This window comes from Mycobacterium sp. (genome assembly GCF_032162605.1).
Classification (GTDB): domain Bacteria; phylum Actinomycetota; class Actinomycetes; order Mycobacteriales; family Mycobacteriaceae; genus Mycobacterium.
Map to the genome: position 1 here is coordinate 1 of NZ_JAVROT010000539.1, position 2,976 is coordinate 2,976.

General features: G+C 66.2%; 4 protein-coding genes and 2 pseudogenes. 4 read left to right on the forward strand and 2 right to left on the reverse strand.

Annotated elements, in window-relative coordinates; all coding sequences use genetic code 11:
* Both QOI01_RS29810 and QOI01_RS29815 read left to right on the forward strand, forming a co-directional pair.
* Positions 1–353, forward strand: a pseudogene (locus tag QOI01_RS29810) (fatty-acid--CoA ligase); the annotation flags it as partial.
* The gene (locus tag QOI01_RS29815) at positions 353–562 is read left to right on the forward strand and encodes a (2Fe-2S)-binding protein (RefSeq protein WP_526386788.1); all 210 of its coding nucleotides are present in this window, start codon (positions 353–355) and stop codon (positions 560–562) included. The pseudogene QOI01_RS29810 and the gene QOI01_RS29815, both read left to right, overlap by 1 nt.
* On the opposite strand, the gene QOI01_RS29820 is transcribed toward QOI01_RS29815, so the two are convergent.
* The gene (locus tag QOI01_RS29820; protein WP_526386790.1) at positions 495–1,271 is read right to left on the reverse strand and encodes an HAD family hydrolase; all 777 of its coding nucleotides are present in this window, start codon (positions 1,269–1,271) and stop codon (positions 495–497) included. The genes QOI01_RS29815 and QOI01_RS29820 overlap by 68 nt on opposite strands.
* Before the next feature lie 274 nt (positions 1,272–1,545).
* On the opposite strand from QOI01_RS29820, the gene QOI01_RS29825 reads away from it, so the two are divergent.
* Entirely contained in the window at positions 1,546–1,935 is a 390-nt protein-coding gene (locus QOI01_RS29825; protein WP_526386792.1) for an STAS domain-containing protein, read from the forward strand.
* A gap of 43 nt (positions 1,936–1,978) precedes the next feature.
* The gene (locus tag QOI01_RS29830; protein ID WP_526386794.1) at positions 1,979–2,425 is read left to right on the forward strand and encodes an ATP-binding protein; all 447 of its coding nucleotides are present in this window, start codon (positions 1,979–1,981) and stop codon (positions 2,423–2,425) included.
* Positions 2,426–2,451: 26 nt separating this feature from the next.
* Here QOI01_RS29830 and QOI01_RS29835 read toward each other — a convergent pair.
* Positions 2,452–2,976, reverse strand: a pseudogene (locus QOI01_RS29835) (diacylglycerol kinase); the annotation flags it as partial.

Here is a 2,976-nt window from a genome sequence, read left to right on the forward strand (position 1 = left end):
TCACCGAGGAGACCGAGCCCTCGGCCCCTGTGGTCATGGTCTCGGTGGTCACTCCGGTCGAGGACTTCGCGACGTTGCGGGCGCATGTGCAAGGCAGCATCGATGATCTGCGCGTCGCGGGAATCCGAAAATTGTTGATGTTCAGCGCCTTCGACAATCCGCTCGAAATCATGATGCTCCTGCAAATCGACGACGAGGAGCACGCCCTGCACTGGCTCGAGTACTCCGAGCTGGCTGCCGAATGGCTTGAGAAGGCCGGTATCGGTGCCTATCCACCGGTCTTCGTCGGCAGGTTCCGGCGCATGATTCGCATCGACGAGACTCAGGATTCTGGCCTGTCGGACAAGAGCTGATGTACGTCTGCCTGTGCGTTGGCGTGACCAATCAGACGGTCGCCGACATCGTCGACGCAGGTGCGTCGACGTCCAAGGAGGTCGCCGACGCGTGTGGCGCAGGCGCCGAATGTGGACGCTGCAGACGCACCGTTCGGGCCATCATCGACGTCCGCCGAGGCGCCGGAGCATCGCGGCGGGTCCCCGACCACCGGTCGTCGCGGGATTGACCAGCAGCACCGGCCAGCCTCGTCGCGCGGCCTCTGCCGCCAGACCCGCGCGTGGGTTCACCGGCCGCGGACGGCCGACCAGCCGCATCAGGGCGGCGTCCTCGTCACCGTCGGCGTAGAAGTAACTGCGGGAGAGCTCGAGGCCGTTGGCGACGGCGAACCGCGCTGCCGCGTCGGCCTTGCGGGCGCCCCAGACGATCGGCTCGACGATTCCTCCGGTCAAGCGGCCGGCACCGTCGACCTCGAAGTGATTGCAGATGACGTCCTCGATGCCGAGGAACCGCGCCACGGGCTCGGCGTGGATGGTCAGGGCCGAGGAACTCAGCACCACCATGTGTCCACGATCGCGATGGGCGCGAACCACGTCGTGCATCTCGGCGAACACCCGCTTCTCGATGTGACGGCGGAAGAGGTATTCACCGAGATCGTCGAGCTCTTCGAGGGAATTGCCCCGCAGATAACCCGCGGCCCGGACGACGAGCCGCTCGAATTCCATGCGACCCAACCGGTAGCGCACCGACGCCTCGACGACGCCGAGCACTTCGCCGATTCTGGCCTCCCGGGTTCGGATCCGGTGTCCCGCGTGCGCGGTGGCCGTGAATCCGGACACCAGCGTGCCGTCGAGGTCGAAGAACGCCCCGACGGGCGCCCCTGCCGGGCCCGAACCGATCTCCGCGAGTTGGCGCACCAACCGTGCATCCGGGTACATTTCGCTCCTGGTTGGATGGATGATGAGGCGAGTGTTGATGGCTGCCCGCCCCAGGCTCCATTGCAGCACCTCTTCCGCCGATCGTCTCCTGCGCGTCCTTAACGCTGGATGACGTCACGGCACCGCCAACCACGGCTGATAGGCACGATGACTCGCCAATCGGATAGGTTCAAGCTCGGCGGTTTCAAATCGTGCGAGGTTCAGCCCGAGCCTCGAGCGACTGAGATCACGGCGACACGCGTCTTCGGACGCGGCTAGACATGGAAGACGGGCCTTGAACGAACAACGGGAACCGGCCGACGGCACAGCTGCGGCATCCGGATCGACGTGCGTCGTCAGCGAACGATGGGTCGGACGCGTCGTCGTCATTGTCACCTCGGGCGTCGTCGACATGATCACGGCACCCCAGCTCGAGGAAGGCATCAAGGCGGCGCTCGCCAAGACGCCAGAGGGCATCATCGTGGATCTGACCGAGGTCGAGTTCCTGGCGTCAGCAGGCATGGGCATCCTCGTCGCGGCGCATGACGAGGCGCCCGAAGGCATCGGCATCCACATCGTGGCCGAGGGCCCGGCCACCAGCCGGCCCCTCAAGCTGGTCGGCATTGCCGACATCGTGCCCCTGCACGCGACCCTCGACGAAGCGCTTGCGGCCTTTTCTAGCTAGGCACGTATAGTCGGGCGCCCAACCGGGTACTTACATGCTTGTCATGATCGATGCAGAGCCCAAGGCCCACGCCGCAGGCACCGAGCGCTTCGAGCGCATCGGTGTCACCGCCGATCCACGTACCGCGGCACGCACCCGTGATGAGTTCGCGAACTGGTTGCGAGGCGCGTTCGACCTGCACCCGAACCGGACAAGCGATCTGGTGCTCGCGATCTACGAGGCCTTGGCCAACACAGCCGAATTCGCGTACGTTTCAGCAGGGCTGACGGGCACCATGGACGTCCGCGCCGCATATGACCCGATGGAATCCGCTCTGCTCGTCACCGTTGCGGACAGGGGGCAGTGGCGAACGGCTGCATCCACGGGCGCCGACCGCAACCGTGGGCGCGGAATCGCCCTGATGAAGGCGTTGGCGGATCATGCCTCGATCCAGACGTCCACCGGCGGCACGACGGTCCGATTGGCCTGGACCGGGGTCCAACCGCTGTGAGGGCTGGGCGCCGAGCCCGAATTCGCCTAGTTGACCGAGACGACACCCCGCCCCGTGACCAGCGGTAGGTCCAGCGTGGTCCGGATACCCGGGGCAGCAGCCACCACGTCCGGGATCGAGTTCACGATCCGGGCTGCCGCAGCAAGGATCGCCGCATACGGAGCGCCGCCATTGCGGCTGGTGGGCACGATGTCGACGAAGTACGACGGTTCGCCGGTGATCTCGACCCGGTACGAGCCGCCGGGATGGGCGGGCTGCGCCCAGTCCGGGCGCAGGTCTGCGCGCAGGCGTGTGACGTGTTCGACCACTATCACCGGCTGTCCCTTGACGATCCCCTCGATCTGGAAGCGAAGCGCCGCAACGGTTCCCTTCGCGATGCGTCCGGCGGCGACGTCGAGATCCTCCGGCGCCGGTTCTTGTTCGACCGAGTCTCTGATCTCGTCGACCTCGACGCCCAAGCCTGCGGCGAGCTGCCGGATCGCCGTGCCCCAGGCGATGCTCAGCACACCCGGCTGGAATAGCATGGGGAATTCGCCGATCGGGTTTCCGAA